Source organism: Algoriphagus sp. SE2, from assembly GCF_039563885.1.
GTDB lineage: Bacteria > Bacteroidota > Bacteroidia > Cytophagales > Cyclobacteriaceae > Algoriphagus.
In genome coordinates this window covers 214697-236321 of sequence record NZ_JBCLWJ010000005.1, presented here as the reverse complement: position 1 = coordinate 236321, position 21625 = coordinate 214697, and the positions used below count along the sequence as shown (strand labels likewise).

Here is a 21625-nt window from a genome sequence, read left to right as displayed (position 1 = left end):
CCTTAGATTACTTTCATAATACCGTTCATCTGCTTCCAATGATCAGGAAGTGTACAAACGAATGGATAATCACCTTTTTGGGAAGGTACTTTGATAACAATGGAATCTGAATAATTAGGAAAAACCAGGTCAGTTGAAGCAAGCACCTCTGGAATGTTCGGTACAAATGCCTGATCCATTCCAGTCAGGTTTTTTGCCATCTGATCTGCCGCTTGTCCGATTTTCTCCAGAGAACCAATTGCTCCGATTATCAGATTGTGTTGCACGAAATCTGGATTTTTAAAGTCCAGAATTAATTGACTTCCTGCATTGACTGCAAAAACAGTCTTGTCAAAACTCATCTGATGAGGTACAGCAGTAAGGGTGATAATTCCATCTTTTACTACCTCTATAGGCTCTTCTACTAAGGCAACCGCTTTACTGTCTCCAGAATCTACTTTTTTAAGGTCCAAGCTGGAATCATTTCCTATTCTTCCAGAGAATCTCCAGTTGCCTTCATAATCACCAACTCGATTTCCTGAATCAAATTGACCCACACGGACATTGTCCGGGGAAAGTGGTGAATTGAATAATCCCTTTGTTTTTCCTTTAGCTACTTCTTTACCATCAATATGTAAGCTCATAGCACCATCTTGTTCTAGAGTAGCGGTAACCATAAACTTCTCTGAAGGAAGCCTTTTGGATCTGATTATTTTAACATCTCCATCCTGCGCTACTGCAAAACTCAAAGCATCTTTGTACACATATAAACTGTATCCATTTACATTATTTCCTTGTGCGACCATCACTCCATCTAAAGGATCTCTTCCAGGAGTCACTTCCATTTTAATAGTTATTTCTTTACCGGAAGGATCTGGTGGGAAAAGGAGGGCATTTCTAGGATTCAGGGTATAAAGCTCAGAAACTAAACTTTTTGAAATTCTGTCAGCTATTCCCATTAATGAATCGGCCTGAACCTCCGAAGAAGGAGATGGAGGTCGGTTCTCAAAGGCAGCTGGGTGAGTAATTGCCGCGGCAAAAATCGCCTGGGGCAGGTATTCATCTTTGGCATTATCCTCATCCTCAGAAATAGCCAAAAGCATTTTAGATACTTCTTCATTAGCTGGCATTTCAGATACGGCTAGAATCGCAAATTTCCTCGCCTGAAGATTATCATCCTCCATCATATTGACAGCAATAATAGCATTCAATGCAGACTGGTTTCGAGGAATAACTCTAACTGCATTTTTTCTAACCGCTGCTGATGGATGGCTCAAAGCTTTCTCTACTACTTCCTGAGCTTTTGCATTACTACCATCAAGCTCTCCTAAACCTTTCAAGGTCCAAAGTGCGTTGATAGCTGGTCCATTAATTCCAGCCTCATCTACTTCAGGAGAACTAATTAATTCATATAATCCTTCAACAACATCTTTATTCTGAGTTTCAACGATCAATCGCTGTGCAGTAAGTCTCCAGAACATGTTATCACTCTTCAAAGCGTCTAATAATTCAGCTGAAGAAGCATCAGTTAAGTCAAAAGTTTTAGATGGCTCACCACCTTTATAAGTTAATCGATAGATTCTACCATGCTCTTTATCCCGCATTGGGTTGATGTAAGCATTTCCTGGTCCATTTTCAAAACCTCGAGGAGTAGGGTTATGCTGAATGATAAAGTTGTACCAATCTGCAACCCATAAGGATCCATCAGGTCCTACCTCTGCATGAACAGGACTGAACCACTCATCTGAACTCGCCAAAATGTTAAAGGCATTTTTCTCCTTATAACCGGATCCTTCTTCAAGTATTCTTGCATTATGAAGTACTCGGCCCGTTGGCTCTGCTACAAAAGCCATTTTGTTCCAATATTCTGAAGGGAAATTTCTTGCAGTATATAGGTTATGTCCAGCAGCTGCTGTGTAGGATCCATGCCAGTCAACCTGTCTTAGGAAAGGCGTCAAGTGAGGCATATCATAATGCGAATCAATTCCAGTGGCGGTGTTTGGAGTACCCTTATAGATTGTTCTCTTTACGAACTTATTATCCAATGCCAAATACACGGAATGTTGTCCATTGGCAGTAGAGATAAAGGTTTCAAAATCTTCAGAGAATCCAAGTCCCCATGTGTTATTACTGGTTCTTCCTAGGTATTCCATGTTTTCACCGGAAGGATCAAATCTGTAAACGCCTTGGCCGAATCTGAATTTCTTTCCGCTTACTTCTCCATCAAAACCAGAATATCCTAAAACACCCCAAATTTTATTATCAAAACCATATTTCAGGTTTGAAGGTCCCGCATGGGTATCAAATTTACCCCAGCCTGTCATTACTACTTCTTTTACATCGGCGACATCATCACCATCTGTGTCTTTTAGGAATACAAAATCAGGAGCCATGGAGATTAACATTCCACCATTTACAGCCATAATGGAAGTAGGGATGTTTAAGCCTTCTGCAAAAATGGTTACTTTATCTGCTTTGCCATCTCCGTTTGTGTCTTCCAGAATCTTGATTTTATCATCTCCACCTTCCTTGCGAACTTCATTCGGATAATCAGTGGTTTCAATTACAAATAATCTTCCTCTCTCATCCCAAGCGAAAGCAATTGGGTTGATGATCATTGGCTCAGATGCAAAGAGCTCCAATTCGAATCCTACTGGAACTTGAACCAATTTCATAGACTCTTCAGGAGATAATGGCAATTGGAATCTTGGAGGAGGGTCTCTTCTTTCATAATTTGGAATTACCGCATCTTCGAATTGAGGAGTTGGGATATTATAAGCAGTTAATAGCTCATTTACTTTGTCACCTACTGCCCATAGGATTCCATTCGCAAGCAATTCCTGGAATTGTTCTTTTTCCCAAGTTTTCTCATTATGACCATATGCAGTATAGAAAACACGACCTTTTCCTTCTTCCCGAGTCCAAGTGTAAGGTTCTGTATGATCGCCCTCTTTTCGCTCCATTAGCACATGCATGTCCGGATTTAACTGGCTATGAACGTAGGTTTCATCCCAAGTTTCAAACTCGTTAATTCCTTTCATAATCGGAGAATCTTTGTCTACGATGTCTACTGTAAAATCACCTGTGCCATGACTTTTAAATTGGCCACCTACAGCTGAAATGTACCAAGGTGAATTCTGGAAGCAGAAAGATGCCGAGTGAATCGGGATTAAAGCTTTTCCACCTTGCACATAAGCTTTCAGCGCGGATTCCTGCTCAGGAGAAATTTGATCATGGTTTGCATAAATCATCAAACCATCATAATTACTCAATTTTGTAGGATTTAAATCGTTGACGTCTGTCGTGTAGGTGAGGTTGATTCCCTTTTGAAATAAAGGAGTTTCGATATACATCATCAATTTTTCTGAATTGTGATGCTCACTTTCATGTCCTAGCACAAGTATTTCAACACGTCTAGGTTCCGTGGAAGACAGAAATGTCTCATCGGATTTTTTTCCACAGCTTATCACAAGCAGAGAAATGACCAAAGTGGCCATGATTGTGGAAAATTTTGGGATGGAATTTTTAAACGAAATGTTCATAAATGGGTTTAAGAATCAATTGAAAAGGAAAATTGTATAAAATTTGAGGGAGATTCTCACTGTATTACTTTGAATAATGACTGAATTTTGTCCTTTTTGCGTTTAATACGTGAAGTAATACAGCATAACTCAGTTATAAATCATGAAAAACCCACTTAAAAAGTCAAGAATTCCTGATTCAAAAGTATTTTTAGTCAAGGAAATAATTGCTCCTTTTTTTGATAAAAATTGGCATTTTCACCCTGAATATCAGTTGGTAGTTATCCTGAAAGGTACGGGTACTCGGTATATTGGTGATCATATTAAACCATTTAAAGAAGGGGATATGGTGATGACAGGACCAAACTTGCCCCATGTTTGGAGATCCGATAATGCTTATTTTGATCCATCAAACAATCTGGAAACTCATTTGATTGTCGTGTATTTCCCTGAAAATTTTTTAGGAGAAGGAATTTTTGAAAAAGAGGAATTTGCGGATATAGCCAGGTTAATGAAGCTTTCTTTAAGAGGTGTGGAAGTTAATGGCAAGACTAACCGAGAAGTCACTGAGATGATGAAGAATTTGATTCATCTTACTGGTTCTACACAACTGATTCAATTGCTAGAAATTCTCAACCTTTTATCCCATTCAAAAGATATTCGACAGATTACCAATGTTGGATATATCAACCTAAATAAAGAATCTGAAAAGGATAGAATGGGAGAGGTGTACGAGTATGTGATGAAAAACTACAAACAGAAAATCAAATTGGAAGAGGTGGCAAGTTTGGCAAATCTTTCAGTTAGTGCTTTCAGTAGATTCTTTAAATCAAGAGCCAATAAGTCATTCTCTGATTTTATCAGCGATGTACGAATCAGTCATGCCTGTAAACTACTTCATGAAGAAGATATTAATGTTTCTGAAGTATGCTATGAAAGCGGGTTTAATACCCTTTCCAATTTCAATAAACAGTTTAAGGATCGAATTGGAAAAACACCGATTAACTATAGAAAGGAATATCTGGAAAGTTTTGAGTAGTCAGTGGGTATTTGAAAGTCGCAGGATTCAGTAAGCAATTCTTGTGTTTCAGTTGATTTTCAAGAGTTAAAATGCGCCATCACTTGATCCATGTAAGAAAGACTTATGGGTATACTGTGTTGATTTAAGTGAAGCTGATGTTTTTCTACTTTGCTTACCTTTTGGCTGTTTGCCAGAAAGGATCGATGGGTTCTTATAAAGAAGGAGGGAAGCAAATTCTCCACTTCTGCCAAAGTCATTCTGCTCATGACTTTTTCCTCTTCCAACTGAAAGGTCACGTAGTTGCCACTGGCTTCACAAAATAAAAGTTGACTGAAGTTCAATTTAATTTGACCTTCTCCAGTTTTAATAAATGTAAACTCAGGTTCCTTTCCAGGCTGTAATTCCAACCATTCCTGAGCTTTTTGGCAGGCTTTGATAAACCTACTCAAGTTAAATGGTTTTAGTAAATAATCCAGTGCATCGAGTTCGAAGCCCTTTACGGCAAAGTCAGAATAAGCCGTTGTAAAAACCACCAAGGTCTCTTTAGGAAGCAATTCTGCAAAGTCGATTCCAGAAATATCCGGCATATTGATATCCAAAAAAATAAGATCAATTTCGTTGTCTTTGATGTATTCCAATGCCTCAATAGCATCCAAAAACACTTGTTCCAAATGAAGAAAGGGAACTTTGGAAGCGTGCGCTTTTATTACTTCCAAAGCCATATTTTCATCGTCTATTGCAATTGCTTTAATCATATTATTGAAGTTGCACGGATAAGTGAACAAAATGCTCCGTGTCGTTCGCCACAATCGTCAAGTTATGTTTTTGTGGGTAAAAATGAGCCAACCTGCTTTTAACATTTTCTAATCCTATCCCAGATTCATCCTTTGGATCTTCTGTGACTTTTTTAGGATGCATACTATTCACCACATCTAGATGTACCGAGCCTTTCAGACATCTCAGATTAATTTTAATCCAGGATTTTGATTTGGTGCTGATTCCATGTTTGAATGCATTCTCCACAAAAGGTATCAACAACATAGGAGAGATATCTCCTTGACAATATTCTTCCGCTATCTGAATTGAAACATCAAGATGATCCTCCTTGGCAAATCTCAGCATCTGTAAATCCAAATAGTTTCTTAAATAGTCAATCTCCCTAGAAAGCGGGATTTTATCCATTTGGTTTTCATGAAGCATAAAGCGCATCATATCGCCCAACTTTTGAATCCCATCAGAAGTCTTTTCCGCATTTTCAATCAATGCAGTGCCGTAAAGCGTGTTTAGAGCATTAAAAAGAAAGTGAGGATTAATTTGTGATCGAAGGAAACTTAGGTTAGCCGAACTCTGATTTACTTGAACTGAAAGGGTATCTATTTTTCCGATAACGCTGTCATACTTTCTAAATACGAGCTCCGAGAGTGGGAAAATCACGAAAAATAAAAGGGCAATAAGTCCGAATCCAAAAAGGATGATTTCTGGAACATTATTTTCAGCAGAAATAATTATAAATAGTAAAATAATAAAACCAAATAAGCACCATAGATACCAACGATAAGGTTTGATTTTTCCCGCTAATTTGTTTTTATACAATAGGAAATAATTATACAAAACAACTAACAAGACTCCTGGTACAATCATTAAAATGACAACCAAAACTACGTCATTTACAAATATTTGCGATATAAATAGAAAAATTGAGATGAAGACAAAAACCATAATTAGCCTCAGACCATTATAGATTTGAAAGTCATTAAAGGCTGGTGGATAAAAGATCCTTTTGATCAAAATCGCAGTCAATAAATACCCGGGATAAAGGGCGATGACACTAAAAAAGAATCTAAAGAACTGAGTGTGTACATTTCCTATTGCTGAGGCAGCTAAACCGGAAAGAGCTCCCATAATTGCAGTAGTCAAAACACTGAACAGAATCAGATGTAAAACATTTTTATCTCGCAGGTATTTAGGGATAATTACCAAATGCATCAGGTAGAAGCCTAGGTATACGATGATAGGCATGGCTACTTTTCCAAAAAACCGCATCATATCATGATATCCATTACCCATTCCCATTAAAATATTGGTAATGATAATTATCAAAAATACAAAGGTTACCGACCACCATTCAATATCCCGAAATACAAGACTTTTAGATTTCATAAGTATCTGTAAATAAATAAGTTGATTTACTTTAATTCAATTGGAGTAGAAGCTGAAGTTAAAGTAGTCTCCTGTTTCTTTTCGGCTTTGTTTGTGCAGGATTTGAGGTTGATCAAATTGTACAAGGCGGCCAAGAAGATTAACAAATAAAAGACTTTCTTCGTGTTCATTAAATCTATTCGTAAATGATACACCAAGAATACTCGGTCAAATTAGCCTCTGCAAAAGTATGGGACGAAAAGTGGGAAATGTGGGATGGAAATAAATAATGGAGATACGCAAGCCCTAGGCTTTCGAAATATAACTCCCTGCAGTCGTTGAAATATGCCTTCGGCGAGATAAGGGAAAGTTTGAAGTAAGAAATATGAAATGTAATTCAAAGCATGGCATTAGTAACGTCATTGAGAACGCAGTGAAGCAATCTCGGGAGACTTTGAACTTCTTATAACGGGACTGCCACGCTTCGCTCGCAGTGACGGATTAAAATGAGATTGGGCAAAATGACTGCATTAATGTCCTTATCAACTCAGTGAAGCAATCTCGAATAGAATTACTTATTTATTAGGGATACGTTACGAATCGAAATCAACTCCCCGTTTAAAAGGGGGCTAGGGGGATTAAATTTTAATTTTGCACAATCTAATCTAAGGTTTAACATAGATTGCCTGCCGGCCGGTAGGTTGGCCACATCAGCTTTTTAAGCCCCCTTCCTCCTTCGGAGGACAGGTGCTATGACGTTACATCAGCTTTCTCATTTCAACTTTATGACTTTAAAAAGGATTGCTCAACAAATCGATTCCCCACAACCAAGGAAGTACAATAAACACCATCAGCGTCACTAAAATGACAGAAATGATATTCAACCAAAAACCAGCGCTCACCATATCTTTCATCCGTAAATAACCGGAACCGAAAACCACTGCATTTGGAGGGGTGGCAACAGGAAGCATAAAGGCACAACTTGCAGCTAGAGTAGCACCAATCATCAACCCAAAAGGATGTAAATCAAGTTTTAAAGCTACCGAAGCTAAGATTGGCAAAAGCATGGAAGCGGTTGCAACATTGGATGTCACCTCGGTCAGGAAATTAACCGAAGCCACAATAATCAGTAACAGCAATATAAAACTTACTCCTTCCAATAGGGTGAATTTCTGACCGATCCATTCCGCCAAACCTGTACTTTGGAACCCTTCAGCCAAAGCTAAACCACCACCAAAAAGTATCAATATTCCCCAAGGAATTCGCTCCGCTGTTTTCCAGTCAAGAATCCGATCCTCTTTAGATGAAGAGGGGAGAACGAAGAGTATTACGACTCCAACTAATACGATTATTGTATCATTAATTGAAGGAAGGAAATTTACCAACACATAATCTTTGATTATCCAGGAGATACAAACTAAACCAAAAACAATAAGGACATTCCATTCCTCATAGGTTGTTTTTCCTAAATCAATTAACTGTTTCCCGATAATACTTTTTTCATCCGATAGACTAAAGCGTTTTGGAAGTGGGTTTGCCGATGAAACCAAATAGTACCAGCAAATCATCAAAAGAACAAGGGATAAAGGCAAACCGAACATAAACCATTCGTTGAAGCCAATTGTATAGCCGTATAAGTCCTGTATTACAGCAACCATAATGGTATTTGTAGGCGTGCCAATTAAAGTTGCCACGCCACCTATAGAAGCGCTATAGGCGATCCCGAGCATGATGTTTTTACCAAGTCTATCTGCAATTGACGTATTGGATTCCCCTAAATGAGCTTTAAATTGACCAACAACAGCCAATCCAATCGGTAGCATCATCAGCGAGGTGGCTGAATTGGAAATCCACATCGAAAGAATTCCTGTAGCTAGAATAAAGCCTAAAACGATTCGTCGGAGATCTGTTCCTAGTAAATTAATAATGTTAAGAGCAATCCGACGATGCAGTCCCCATTTTTCAATTCCAGTAGCGAGTAAAAAGCCTCCCATATATAGCATCACGGTTGGATGCATGTAATTGGCAGATACTTTTGAGATTGGAAGAATCTCGAGCAATGGCATAAAAATTAGGGGTAGAAAAGCAGTAGCAGCAATAGGTAAGGCTTCCGAAATCCACCAAATAGCCATCCAGGCAGCGAGTCCTAACATAGCTTGGGCAGCTGGATTGAGGTCATTAAAACCCACAAAAAAAGTAATTAAAACGAAGGCTAGAGGCCCCAAGTAAAGCCCCAGTGATTTGATATTGACTTTCATGAAGCCTCAAAGCTAAAACTTTTCATTTCATAATCTTTGACAAGGAAAAAAATGAAGCCTTAAAATTCAAATTTTTATTTTAAGCAATACCCATACGTTTCTTAATCTCCGCTTCAATAGAAGCTGATAATTTCCGAATCGTATCCTGCTCAAAAAAGTCTTGAATAGAAATTTCCAGATTAAGCCTTTTGCTCAGTAAAGAAACGATTCGTATGGCCGAAAGAGAATTACCACCAAGAGGAATGAAAGAGTCTGTCACATCGATACTGTCCAGCTTTAAGACAGTACACCAGGTGCTATGTACCAACTCTTCAATTTTATTTTTAGGTTTTACAATTGCTTTGTTTTTTCTGGGAGCACTTTTAGTCTGACTTCTCAAGAGTGCTTGCTTGTCTACCTTTCCATTTGAAGTGAGAGGGAAGGAGTCAACTTGAATATAAGTTGAAGGAATCATGTTTGTAGGCAGGAAAGTTTTGAGGTATTCAACCAACTCATTCTTATCCACTTGAGAAGAAGCTTTGAAATAAGCCCGGATTTCTTTGGAATCAGAATTTTGATCTTCTAGGCCAATCTCTTGCATGAGTTTTTTTATCTCTTGAGTACCTAGCTCATCATTCAACTCATCAATAGTTTCTTCCCTTTTTTTATGCCCAACCCGAACATCCCAGCTATATGGGAATGCATAATTATGATACCCTTTCTTTCGCTTATGAACAAAAATCCCAAGATCATTAATGATGCAATTTGTACTACGACCTGTATCTGTTGGTCTTCTCCATCCAATTTTCTCCTCCAAATAAGAATACATCTCAGAAAGGCTTACGTCGCTGAAACGATAAAAATCAACAAAAGAAACCTTGGTAAAAACATCATCTGTTTCAAACATCGAAACATCCAAATACTCGCTTACCGCATCTTTGCTTCTGTGGTAGGATTTACGAGTTTCTAAAATTATTTTATCTATATCTGCCGGATCAAAATGATCTTTTAAGAAAAGCTCTTCAGTTAAACGAGTTTCAAAGAATTGTCCCCTAGAAAGTCCTGTGACAATCACCGGGATATTTTTATCAAGAGCAAGCTTGGTACTGAGTGTATAAACGGTTTTAAAACAGCCGTTACACACATTTTGATGCCTTTCTAAACTATCTCTGAAAATAGCATTCATTGCATCTGTTCTGCCATAAATATGGTCGACACCAAGTTTCGTAACCGTATTATTAATATTCTCTTTGGCATTATCAGAAATGAACCCATTGTCTAGAGTCCAAGCAAGTACATTGAGTCCAAGTTCTACCAGTCGTGCCAACGCATAACTACTGTCTTTTCCTCCACTTAAGAGCATCAGACAATCGTATTCTTTTTCTTTATTTTCGCCTAAGCCCAAAATCTCAGATTTTAGGTTGTCAATGGATTTAAAGTAAGAAGAAACATTTTTTTGATATTCTTCAAATGATTCACACAAGTTGCAGATTCCCTCTTCATTAAAGGTTGCATCAGGATAATTAGATGGTATTCCGCAGTTTTTACAGTAAAAATCAGGGGCTTCGTATAAATCCTCATTTGAATCTGCCACGATGATATGAGTTTCCTCCACACCAGGAAATTCGGAAAGCAACATTTCCAACTCTGCCGATTCAATTCTTACTCCATTTAACTTGATCTGCTCATCTATTCTTCCAAAATATTCGAGTATCCCTGAGACGTTTAACCTTACCAAGTCTCCGGTTTTATAAATCTTTTGACCTTCCCGAAAAGGGTTAGTAATAAAAGACTCAGCTGTACGGTTGGGGTTTTTATAATATCCTTTTGCAAGTACTTCACCCCCAAGGTATAAGTTCCCTTGTACTCCTTGAGGCACTAGATTTAAACCTTCATCCAAGATATAGTAATAACAGCCCGAAATAGGCTTTCCAATTGGTACTGAAGGAGCTTTTTCACCGAGATCAAATTTATGAACTATACATCCTACTGTCGCTTCAGTAGGTCCGTATTCATTAAATATTTCTGCACCTTCAGGTAGATTATTTTGAAAATCTGTAGCCAGCTTTGTTTCGAGATTCTCACCTCCAAAAATTACTGTTTTAAGATTCGATTCAATTAATGAAGTCCCCAGGATAATTCTCGCATGAGAAGGGGTAAGCTTAATTGTGTTTATCTCTTTGTTTTTGATTACTTCCAAGATAGAAACGTCAGGTCCAGTTTTTCCTTCCGGGTAAATATGAATTGTTCCATCAGAAATTAGTGGTAGAAATAAGGAAGTGATTGTTAGATCAAAACCTATGGAAGTGAAGAAAGGCATGTGTACTTCTTTCCCTCTGCTGTACAACCTATTGGCTTCACTTAAATAATTTGCCAATGAAGTCAGTGATACTTCAACACCTTTTGGTTTACCCGTAGAACCTGAAGTAAAAAGAATATATCCCGTTCGATTCGGATCGAGTTCTAAGTCTAAATCATGATCTTTCAATTCATAAGAAAGAAGGTCGTTTAGTTTTACATCAATTTTTGGAAAGGATCCGAATTCTGAAGATGAACTAACGATTAATGAAGGACTCAAATCTTCCAAAATACTCTCCATCCGTTTTTTGGGAAGATCGACAGGCATAGGAACAAATGTGGCTCCTAAACGCAAGATGCCAAGGACTGAGAGAATATATTCAAAGGACCTTTCTTTATGAACGACAACAATATCTTGCTCCTTAACTCCTTTTTCTTTAAAGATTTGACTCGCTTTATTTATCAATTCCCCAAGTTCTTTGTAGGAAATTATTTTGTCTTTCAGAACTATGGCAGGGTTTTTTGAACATTGTTCAAAAATATGTTTTATAAGTTCATCGAACGTTTTTGTATCACCCTTTTCACTTTCATCATTAGAAATCAGTTCTTTTTCCTCTTCCTCCGAAACTAGCTTTACTTCCGTAATTTTCGATTGGTCGTCAGCGATAAACCCTTGAACCATCTTTTCAAAATGGAGTGGGAGTAGGGTTATCTGGTCAGCGGTAAAATAAGCTTCATTGATATCGAAATAATAATCCAGGTTTGATTTATCATTAAAATCAAATGCCTGAAAACGAAGTCGGTGTCCTGAATCTAATTGTCCGGGGAAAAGCCATTTAGTCTTGGTTGGGATTTCCCCAAAGTCACCAAAATAAAGCGGAATGTAATTGACTACTAATTGAATCCCTCTAGAGCTTTCCATGGTTTGAGCGCCAGGATATCCATTTTTAAAGAAATCGAAAAGCTCTTGTCTCACCTTCTCATACAGACTTTGGAAAGTATCTTCGTTAGTTATCTGAAGATCAATAGGTAAAACTTCTATAAGTAAGCCAGCCGTATTTTTAAATTTACTGAGATTTCGGTTTGGGAATGGGCTTCCTATTCTTAATACAGATTCTCCTGATATTCTGGAAATAAAAGCGGCGAAAATAGTGGACCAAATCGTAAATTTTGTGAGATCCGGATTAAAGGACCTAAAGCCTTCCGTGGAAAGTTTTTCATCTAAAAGTCTTTTTAAATCGGCACTTATAGGAATTCTTACTCTTCTTGCACTGCTTTGATTTTTAGATTTTCTGTTTCCATATAAGGATAATTCCTTAACTGGAACTTGCCCCTTAGACTTCCAATATTCAGCAGCTGGAGTATTTTTATTATCTCTTTTTTTCTGCTCAAAGGCTCGATATTCTCTGAAGCTTGTTATGCTTTCAGCATTACTTCCAATTTTCTTTAATTCCGAATCGTAGAGCTTGGCCAATTCTTCAAAAAGAACTTTAAAGGTGGTAGCATCTGCAAGAATGTGATGAATATTCAAATACCATAAATAACACCCCTCATCTAGCTTTAAAAGAGTAGAATCAAAACATTGGTTTGAAAGGTCAATTGGAGTTTGGATTCGAGATTCAATAAAAGAATCAAGTTCTGCAGTAGAAATCTCTTCGAAAGAAAGATCAAAGTCCAGATGGGGCAATACGATTTGCTCGACAACTGAATCTTCATTTTCCTTAAAAACAGTTCTCAAGCAATCATGATTGGCAATCAATTGCTTAAAAGCCAGCTGAAACGTATGCGAATCAATTTCTCCACTAAATTCAAATGTATGAGGAAGGTAATTTGAAGTTGAGCTAGGGTCGATCTTATGACTGGCCCAAATACTTTGCTGACTTCCAGTTAGGCTGGAAATAGAGTCTTGTGATACTTGCAATCTTTATCTATTTATTCTGCTGCTGGGCAATATATTCTATAATGGATGAAACTGTATTAAAGTTTTCTATTACCATATCCTGAGGTGGAACTTTAATTTCATAGGTTTCTTCCAAATGAGCTATAAGTTTCATAATAGTAATGCTATCAATCAACCCACTGCTCAATAGTTCTTCTTCTTGGGTGACAAGGACGTCAATTTCCTCATTTATATAATTTGTAATCTCTTCGACCATTACTTTGGATTTAATGCTGTAAGGTTTCTTTTAACCATATAATCTGGTCTGGGGTCTGAAACTTCTTTAATATTATCAATGGGGTTGAAGGTAAACATTAAAAGTTTTCTGTCAATTACTCCCATGTTTTGATAAGAGCTATGAAGTAAATTACAATGGAATATATGTATATCTCCGGCTTTTCCTGTAAATGGAATAATCGGGCTATATTTTTTCACCATTTCCGATAAGGTACTTTGAGTGATCATATATTTTAAATTCTCATCATGCACTCCATCTGGGTTATTCAGATACGACTCAACTTCTCCCTCTTTTTGCGAGGATGGTATTGCCAATATCGGACCATTTGCTACATCTACGTCTGATAATAAAATAGCAACTGTCAATGCATTGGGAGCGATCATCCCATCATCTTTCCAAAACTTGAAATCCTGATGCCAACTCCATACACCTGATTCAAGACTGCTTTTGGTGTTCAGTTTGGACTGAAATAGATAAAAGTCAGTCCTCAAAAGTTGTTCAATAATTTTGGGAAGTGAAGAATTTTTAAGTAATGCCAGAATAGAAGAATCAAATTTTTCTGGAGCAAAAATAGTTCGGATCTTACCGGAAGATTTTTCTCTGAAAAACTCTGGTCCATCAAGTTGCTCAATTTTTTCAATGGCCTGAATGACTTGATCCAATTCTTTGCCTTCTAGCCAGTTACTTATCTGTAAATAACCTTGTTGATCGTATGTGTTGATTTGATCTTGACTAAGCATAGTTTTTATCACTTCTCTATTTTAATTAGAAAACTGTTTTTCCAACTTTCGATAATGAACTTTCCCATTAACTGAATGGGGTAGAGATTGAACTTCAAAGAAGTGTTTCGGAATACTTGTTTTTGGGAGAAGTTTTAATAACCTCTTTCTCAATGAATCAATATTCAACGGAATTTCATTTGGGACTAAAGCTGCACACAATTCTTTCATTCCATTTGATTTACAAGTGAAAACAGCTACGTCTTTTACCTCTGGACATTGAATTAAAACCTGTTCAATGGCTCCAAGTTCAATTCTGTACCCACTAATTTTCACTTGACGGTCCATTCTCCCCACAAAAACCAACTCATTATTCTTATTCAAATAGACATAATCACCTGTTCGATAATATTTTACTTCTTTTCCTTTTTGAGCATCTATAAAAAAGGATTTTTCATTCAATGGTTCATTATTCCAATAACCTTGCATCATAGTGACAGAATGAACAAGAAATTCTCCTTGTTCCCCAAGAGCAACTGGTTGGTCTTCAGAATTCAAAATCAAATAGCTTGTATTGTCCCAAACCTGACCTATCGGAACTTCTTTTTCTGGGTCAACAGGCTTTGAAATTGTATAATAAGTACATTGATTTACTTCTGCAGGGCCATAAACATTTGAAACCTTTGCTCTAGGAGCTTTTCTGAGCAATTCATTTAATTTGATTGCTGGGAAGGATTCGCCCCCATATTTAATCCATCTTACAGACGGAAAGTCTAAATCAAAGCCCCCTTCGATTAAAGAAATGAAAAGGGAAGGGACCGAATATAAAATCGTAATTCCATTTTTTCTTACCGCTTCACAAAAACTTCCCAGCATAACAAGTTCGCTGGTTCTGAAAATATAGGTAGTACAACTTGCATAGATGGCCGAAAAGTATCCGAATGTGCTTTGATCAAAATGCAAGGAGGCGACATTTCCTATGATATCATCTTCTGATACTTCATAAAGTGAAGCAGATTGCTTGGCGTATGCCAAACCGCTTGCATGCGTATGAACAATTCCCTTTGGTTCTCCTGTAGAGCCCGAAGTGTAAAGGATGTAAGCGAGATCCGAGGACTTTATTTCTAAATTCAATGGAGAAGGACTAGCTTTCCGAAATATAGTTTCCCAAGAGAGGCCATTATCTGACCCTACCAGAATTAGCTCTCTTTTATCAATTTGATTTACTATCCTTTGATGAGAAGGGATGGTGAGAACTATTTTAATATTGCAATCAGCAATGATTGCGTCAAGCCTTTCACTGGGTTGACTAGGATCCAAAGCTACTAAAACAGCTCCTGCTTTTAAAATACCGTAAACTGCATAAGCTGTATAGATATTCTTTTCAATAAGAATGCCGACGCGGTCTCCTTTTTTTATCTGATTCCCAGCAAGCCAATTTGCTAATTGATTGCTTCGAGATTCTAATTCTTGATAGGTGATTTGGCCTTCAGCACTCTTGAAAGCAAGTTTTTCAGGCGTTTTCTTTGCACCTGCTGAGATGAGTTCACTTAATGTTTGACTCTTTGAATTCATAGTAAACCATCCAATTTAGCAATAATATTTCGCTGAATATCTGATGTGCCTGAGTAAATTAATCCGCCTAATCCATCGCGAAGATCACGCTCAACTTCATATTCTGTTACTACTCCTTTGGCTCCAAAGATTCTAATAAAATCCAGACTGGATTCCACAAAAGCCTCACTGATGTATAGTTTAGCCATAGCAGCTTCTCGCATTAATGGCAAATCATTTTTATCTAAATATGCTACCTTATAAAGGTGCATTTTGGAGGTTTCAAGTCGAAGTCTCATATCGGCAATCCGGTTGGAAATAGACTGGAATTTTCCAATACTTTGTCCAAAGGACTTACGATCATTAGCATAGGCAATTGAAAGTTCTAATTGCTTTTCCATTCGCCCAATCTGGCTCGCGAAGATATAACCTCGTTCTGATTCCATAGCTGAGCTAAACAGACTTAAACCAGAGCCTTCTCTGCCCAATCGGTTTTCGTCAGGGACAAAACAGTTTTTTAAATAGAGGTTCCCCATTGGGGTGGTTCTCATTCCCACTTTATCCCGTACATCGCTACTTGTAAAACCTTCCATGGTTTTATCCACTATGAAAGCCGTGATTCCCCACTTGCCTAACTTGACATTTGTTGTGGCAAAAACAACTGCTATTTCACAGATAGGAGCTAGGGTGATGTAATGCTTTTCTCCATTTAGAATATAACCACCTTCAACTTTCTCGGCGGTCATTTCTAACCCATATGTATCTGATCCAGAGCCTTCTTCTGTAATTCCAAAAGCACCGATTGTTCCGGAGATAAGTCTGGTTAAATACTTTTGTTTCTGTTCCTCTGTACCAAAAGCATCTATTGCTACTTGCGTACTCCAGATCTGAGAATTGAGAGAAAAGGGGAGACCATTGTCTTTACTTCCGTATCCCAGACCTTCAAGCATCAAAACAGTGGTTAGGGGATCAAAACCTGCTCCTCCATATTCTTTTTTGAAAGGCCAACCTAAAACTCCGAATTCGGCACATTTGTCCCACTCTTCCTTGGGAAATATATTGTTGCGATCTTTCTGAGAAATGTTTTTATTCAGATTCTCTTCGGAGAAAACCTTAGCCTTCTCACGTAATTCTATTTGTTCTTTGCTCCAGCTAAAATCCATTAAATTAGAATGTGAATTTCACAAATCCTCTAAAGTTGAACGGAGTACCAGGAGTGAAATGAATTTCGCTAACTGGATTAGGTTCCAGGTTTCCATTTGCAAGTCTTATTCTTGATTCTGTATCAAACTGGGTTTCTTTCCAATCTGTGTCAAGTAGATTTTCTATGAAAAAACCAAGAGTGAAGGCATTGAAAGTGTAGCTGGCATTCATATCTACAACTGTATAGCCTTCCGCGACAACGCTGTTATCTTCATTAGCAGGGCGATCTTGTAAATATCGTGCTCTTATTGCACCCGCAAAACCATTTTTCTCAAAACTCATTCCTCCAGTTGTGGTAATTCTTGGGGCCAATGGGATAAAGTTATCACCCTCTGGATCATCGATACTTCTTGCATAAGAATAAGTGAAATCCCCATCAAAGTATAACCATTTGTTAGCTTGCCAACGTAATCCTAAATCTACTCCTCTTCTTGCTGTTCTTCCACTCGCCTCAACAATACCTGCATCACCTACATAAACAAATTCCTGTTCAAGTCTTAAATACCAAAGAGCTCCATTTACTATCAAGCGGGGCATCAATTTAAAATTACCTCCTAAATCAGCACCAAAGGCTCTTGGAAGGATGGATTCATTATTTGGTCTTTCAAGAACTAAACGAGTATCATTCGAGTGAAAACCTATTCCTGATTTTAAGAAAACTTGAACATCTTCGTTCACCGTGTAAATGAAGTTAAGTTTTGGACTTACTACTGCCGCGTTTAATGACTCTGGGTCATATTCTGGAGTAAGATCATCTTGATATAGATAATTGAAATAGTCAACTCTTATTCCTGGATTGATTCTCAGCTTTTTTAAGTAAAGATCAAAATTTATGTAGCTATAATAATTTGACTCGGTAATGTCACCTCTCTGAGTTACAAATCGAACGCTATCTCTATTTTTTGTTCCTGCTAGTTCATTATCCCGAATGTCATCACTTCTAAGACCTACACCAACTTGAAGCGCATATTCGCCACCATTGAATGTGTTGCTGTAAGTAAGCTGACTTTCTGCTCCAAAAATTGCTCTATTCTCGCGTTGTCTGATTTGATCTCCATTAACAGAATCTTCAAGGAAGAAAGTGAAGTTTGAGAATAGCTCAAAATCGTAGGTTGAGTAATAGGCGTTATTTTTAATAAATAGGCGATCGTTGATCAGCTTCGTATGATTTAAAGCAATGTTTGTTCTACTAGTATAACCACCTTCTGTATCGTCCAATGCTCCGAAATTCGATATTTGACCACTTTCAACAGCTCTGATAGGTATTTGGCCTGAGGCATCCCATTTACTAGTAAAATGTGAAGCGATCAAACTGATATCACTACCATCATCTAATGTAAGACCATATCGTCCCATTAAATTCAATCTGTTGAAATTTTGACTGGATTCAAATGGGCCATCACTTGCTAAATATTCCGCTGCTACGTAAGCATTATTTTTCTTATCATTGATCAGGTTGAAAAGTCCCACAGTACGCACACTGTTAAAACTTCCACCCTGTACAGATACAGAGCTTTTATCTAATCCTCTTTTTGTTTGAAAATTCACATAACCTGCTGTAGCAAAATTTCCTTTGTCAGCATTGTAAGGTCCTTTGTCAAAATCTACTCGTTCTACCGTTTCTGGAATCAAGAAATGCAGATCCGAATAGCCTTGCCCATGTGCATGGGAAACCATGTTAACCGGCATGCCATCCACAGTGATATTTATATCTGTTCCATGATCAATATCAAAACCACGGAGGAAGATCTGTTCAGCTTTCCCTCCACCCGCATGCTGACCTATGAAAAGGCCTGGGACTTTTCTTAAGATATCCTGAGAAGTATTAACCGGGTTTGTCTTAAGATCAATTCTGGAAAGTGTATTAACCGGATTAACGTCTTGACTAAATACCACCTCTCCAAGTTCAATGGCTGATTCATCCATTCGAATTGTTACTTCTCTTGAAAGATTATCTACTACAATGATCTGAGTTTCATAGCCGATGTGACTTACTTGAAGAGAATCTCCGTTTTCTACACCGGAAAGAACAAAATACCCTGCTTCATTCGTATGGGCATGATGTTCAGAGGCATTGTGAATAATATAAGCACCGATGATTGGAGAACTTGCCCTATCTAACACTCGTCCTTTGAGTGCCTGAGCATTGACTTGGCTTATTAATGAAATAATAAGAAAGATTGTGGGGAGTACTTTTTTTAACATAATTATACTTTATAAAGCCGGTTTGAAAATCATACCACTGGGTTTTGTGATTTATTTCTGTTAAAACCTTACTTTATTTCTACTGTTTTTGTTTAAAATAATTTTAAACTTTTAAGAGAATATTATTCTGATACATTAATTAACTGGTGAATAGTCCCGTAGGGATTTTTTTCATCTGAACTAAAAGACTCAATATTCATTTTAGTTCCAAGATTTAAATCTTCGGCATAATTGGCAAATAATCTTGCCACGACTTGATCTTCTAAAGCCCATCCAGTAGAGTCAAATACGCTAATCCCTGATTGGTAATTTTTTTTCAAATCTTCATCATGGATTAGTTCGTCCCAAGAAGAACCAATATCAGATTTATTCAATTGCTGGCATTCTCCTTCGATAACAGCTTGATCAAGAAAGTCGGGACAAACAAATGCTTTTTCTAAAAGTGATTTTGGAAGTTCAAATTTTCCAGGAAAATCTGCTCCCACGGCATTAATATGAAGATGTGGCTTTGATTTAAATTCAGAAAATAGAGGACCTTTTTCAGGGGCAATGGAGGTTGCGGTACATATAATATCAGACAGCTCCATGATTTCAGAAATATGAGAAGCCTTAGGTGAAATTCCTAGATTAATGGGAGCAATTCGATCTGCTATACTATTCATGCAGCTTTGGTCGATATCATATATCAATATCTCCTCAATTGGAAATAATCTGCATATAGCATGTATCTGGGTGATGGATTGTGCTCCACAACCAATTATACCTAGTGTTTTTGAATTTGGTTTTGCCATTAATTTACTTGCTACTGCACTAGAGGCTCCAGTTCGTAAAGCAGTAAGCAAAACTCCATCTACTAAATAATTCAAATGACCAGTGTGCGCGTCGTAGGAAGAAATAGTCGATAAAATGGTAGGTAATTTAAAAATGTCTGGGTTTTCCGGATGATAACCGACTACCTTAATCAATACTTCCTCGCCTTTCTTCATGATTGGCATCCATTCCACCAAACCTAGAAAAGGTTTTTTATAATTAAAACCTGAGCGAATAGGGACCTCAGTTTCTTCTTTATTATAGTTTTTTATTGCTTCTTCTAATTCTGCAATTAGGTCATCCATTACTCTGTTTAACCCAATTTTTGTGATAATCTTATTAACAGCAATGCTGTCTATTATGATACTTTCTTGATTCTTCTCCATTGCTTAATTTAACCAATCCCCAATATACTATTTTGAATTAAGGTGTCAATTCATTTTTTTAGCCGATCTAAATTCTTAGGATTTAAGAACCTTTGAATTAAAAGTTTGTTACACCCAAATAATCCTTCCTACACTAAGATATATGTCATCAACCAAATTTATTAGAACAAGTTTTTTTTTCTTCCTATTATTTACACTCGCGGTCAACGTAGAAGCACATAGGCCAAACCAAAATTTTATTTACCTAAGCATTTACGAAGGTAAAATGGATTGTCGTGTGGAACTAAGGAAGAGTGATATCACCAAAGTATTTGGATTTGAAATTGGTCCTGGAGTAGTGCCAGATGAGAATGACCCTAAAGTCCAGCAGATGGTGGATTATATTCTTAGCCATCTCAACTTTAAATCTACACAAGGAGATCATGCACTGATTTTCACTGATTTGGGTCTTTTAGATTTAAATGACGGAGATGATTTTCTTTTATTTAATTTTTCCATGGAGAATATGAATCCCGTTCCTTCTGATTTGGAAGTATATGATCAGATTTTTGTAGAAGAATTAAGTAATCATGAATCATTACTTCACATTGAGAGAAATTGGAAAACCGGTGTTTTAGCCAATGAATCCCTTCCTTCTTTGATCTTTGGGACTTCCTCTCCAAATCAAACGCTTGACATTGAGGAGGGATCTATACTTACTGGATTTTTGGCAATGGTTAAATCCGGAATCTACCATATTTGGATCGGATTGGATCATATCCTGTTCTTAATAGCGCTACTGATTCCATCGGTGATTGTCTTTAGACCAAAACATGATCCTAAAAAACGCTGGTTGGGGATCAAATACACTGATTTTTATCCAGAGCCAAGTTTTAAAACTGCGTTTATTTCTGTGGTCAAAATCATTACAATTTTTACACTTGCCCATTCTGTTACTTTGAGTTTAGCAGCTTTGGAATTAATCAATCTGCCTTCAAGACTTGTCGAATCGATTATAGCCATTTCCATTGCCATGGCTGCGTTTCATAATATTGTCCCATTTTTAAATAAACGTGAGTGGCTGATTATTTTGGTATTTGGCCTCTTTCATGGATTCGGATTTGCTTCGGTTTTGGCGGAGCAATCAAGAGGAGGGGAGTACCTCGTTTATTCTTTGATTGGTTTTAATCTAGGAGTAGAAATTGGTCAGTTAGGTATTATAGTTATTGCCTTTCCGCTTCTTTTCTTAATTAGTAGGCTCAAGCAATACCACGTCATTGTAGTGGGATTTTCTCTTTTATTGATGGCAATATCAGCTTATTGGATCATTGAAAGAGCTTTCGGGTACGATTTGAAACTTCATACTTGGTTGCTCGAAAAAGGAATCCTTTAGTAGA

Annotated in this window: 13 protein-coding genes; 2 read left to right on the top strand and 11 right to left on the bottom strand. The window is 37.3% G+C overall.

Features of this window, described 5'->3' with window-relative positions:
- Positions 1-2 precede the first annotated feature (2 nt).
- Positions 3-3476, bottom strand: a complete 3474-nt coding sequence (locus AAGF08_RS08535) for a PVC-type heme-binding CxxCH protein (protein WP_343510737.1) — start codon at positions 3474-3476, stop codon at positions 3-5.
- A 187-nt stretch (positions 3477-3663) separates the two neighbouring features.
- Between AAGF08_RS08535 and AAGF08_RS08530 the strand changes: the two genes are divergently transcribed.
- Entirely contained in the window at positions 3664-4539 is an 876-nt protein-coding gene (locus AAGF08_RS08530) for an AraC family transcriptional regulator (protein WP_343510736.1), read from the top strand.
- A gap of 59 nt (positions 4540-4598) precedes the next feature.
- Here AAGF08_RS08530 and AAGF08_RS08525 read toward each other — a convergent pair whose 3' ends face one another.
- The 10 genes from AAGF08_RS08525 to AAGF08_RS08480 form a co-directional block, all read right to left on the bottom strand.
- Positions 4599-5276: a LytTR family DNA-binding domain-containing protein gene (locus AAGF08_RS08525; RefSeq protein ID WP_343510735.1), complete on the bottom strand. Its 678-nt coding sequence runs from the start codon at positions 5274-5276 to the stop codon at positions 4599-4601.
- 1 nt (position 5277) lies between these two features.
- Positions 5278-6681, bottom strand: coding sequence for a histidine kinase (locus tag AAGF08_RS08520; RefSeq protein WP_343510734.1), 1404 nt, complete (start codon positions 6679-6681; stop codon positions 5278-5280).
- Between the two features lie 770 nt (positions 6682-7451).
- On the bottom strand, positions 7452-8918 hold the full coding sequence (locus tag AAGF08_RS08515) for an SLC13 family permease (protein WP_343510733.1): 1467 nt from the start codon (positions 8916-8918) through the stop codon (positions 7452-7454).
- Between the two features lie 79 nt (positions 8919-8997).
- Entirely contained in the window at positions 8998-13116 is a 4119-nt protein-coding gene (locus tag AAGF08_RS08510) for an amino acid adenylation domain-containing protein (RefSeq protein ID WP_343510732.1), read from the bottom strand.
- A 7-nt stretch (positions 13117-13123) separates the two neighbouring features.
- Entirely contained in the window at positions 13124-13351 is a 228-nt protein-coding gene (locus AAGF08_RS08505) for a phosphopantetheine-binding protein (RefSeq protein ID WP_343510731.1), read from the bottom strand.
- Positions 13351-14112: a phytanoyl-CoA dioxygenase family protein gene (locus AAGF08_RS08500; RefSeq protein ID WP_343510730.1), complete on the bottom strand. Its 762-nt coding sequence runs from the start codon at positions 14110-14112 to the stop codon at positions 13351-13353. Before AAGF08_RS08500 ends, AAGF08_RS08505 begins: the two co-directional genes overlap by 1 nt.
- Before the next feature lie 21 nt (positions 14113-14133).
- Positions 14134-15666, bottom strand: coding sequence for an amino acid adenylation domain-containing protein (locus tag AAGF08_RS08495; protein WP_343510729.1), 1533 nt, complete (start codon positions 15664-15666; stop codon positions 14134-14136).
- Positions 15663-16808 carry an acyl-CoA dehydrogenase family protein gene (locus tag AAGF08_RS08490; RefSeq protein ID WP_343510728.1) on the bottom strand — a complete coding sequence of 382 codons (1146 nt, stop codon included), beginning with the start codon at positions 16806-16808 and terminating at the stop codon, positions 15663-15665. Before AAGF08_RS08490 ends, AAGF08_RS08495 begins: the two co-directional genes overlap by 4 nt.
- Positions 16809-16812: 4 nt before the next feature.
- Positions 16813-19053 carry a TonB-dependent receptor gene (locus AAGF08_RS08485; RefSeq protein ID WP_343510727.1) on the bottom strand — a complete coding sequence of 747 codons (2241 nt, stop codon included), beginning with the start codon at positions 19051-19053 and terminating at the stop codon, positions 16813-16815.
- Positions 19054-19175: 122 nt separating this feature from the next.
- Positions 19176-20249 carry an ornithine cyclodeaminase family protein gene (locus AAGF08_RS08480; protein WP_343510726.1) on the bottom strand — a complete coding sequence of 358 codons (1074 nt, stop codon included), beginning with the start codon at positions 20247-20249 and terminating at the stop codon, positions 19176-19178.
- Between the two features lie 142 nt (positions 20250-20391).
- Here AAGF08_RS08480 and AAGF08_RS08475 point away from each other — a divergent pair, with 142 nt between their 5' ends.
- A complete protein-coding gene (locus AAGF08_RS08475; protein ID WP_343510725.1) occupies positions 20392-21621 on the top strand; it encodes a HupE/UreJ family protein in 1230 nt (409 codons plus the stop codon).
- Positions 21622-21625: the final 4 nt, after the last annotated feature.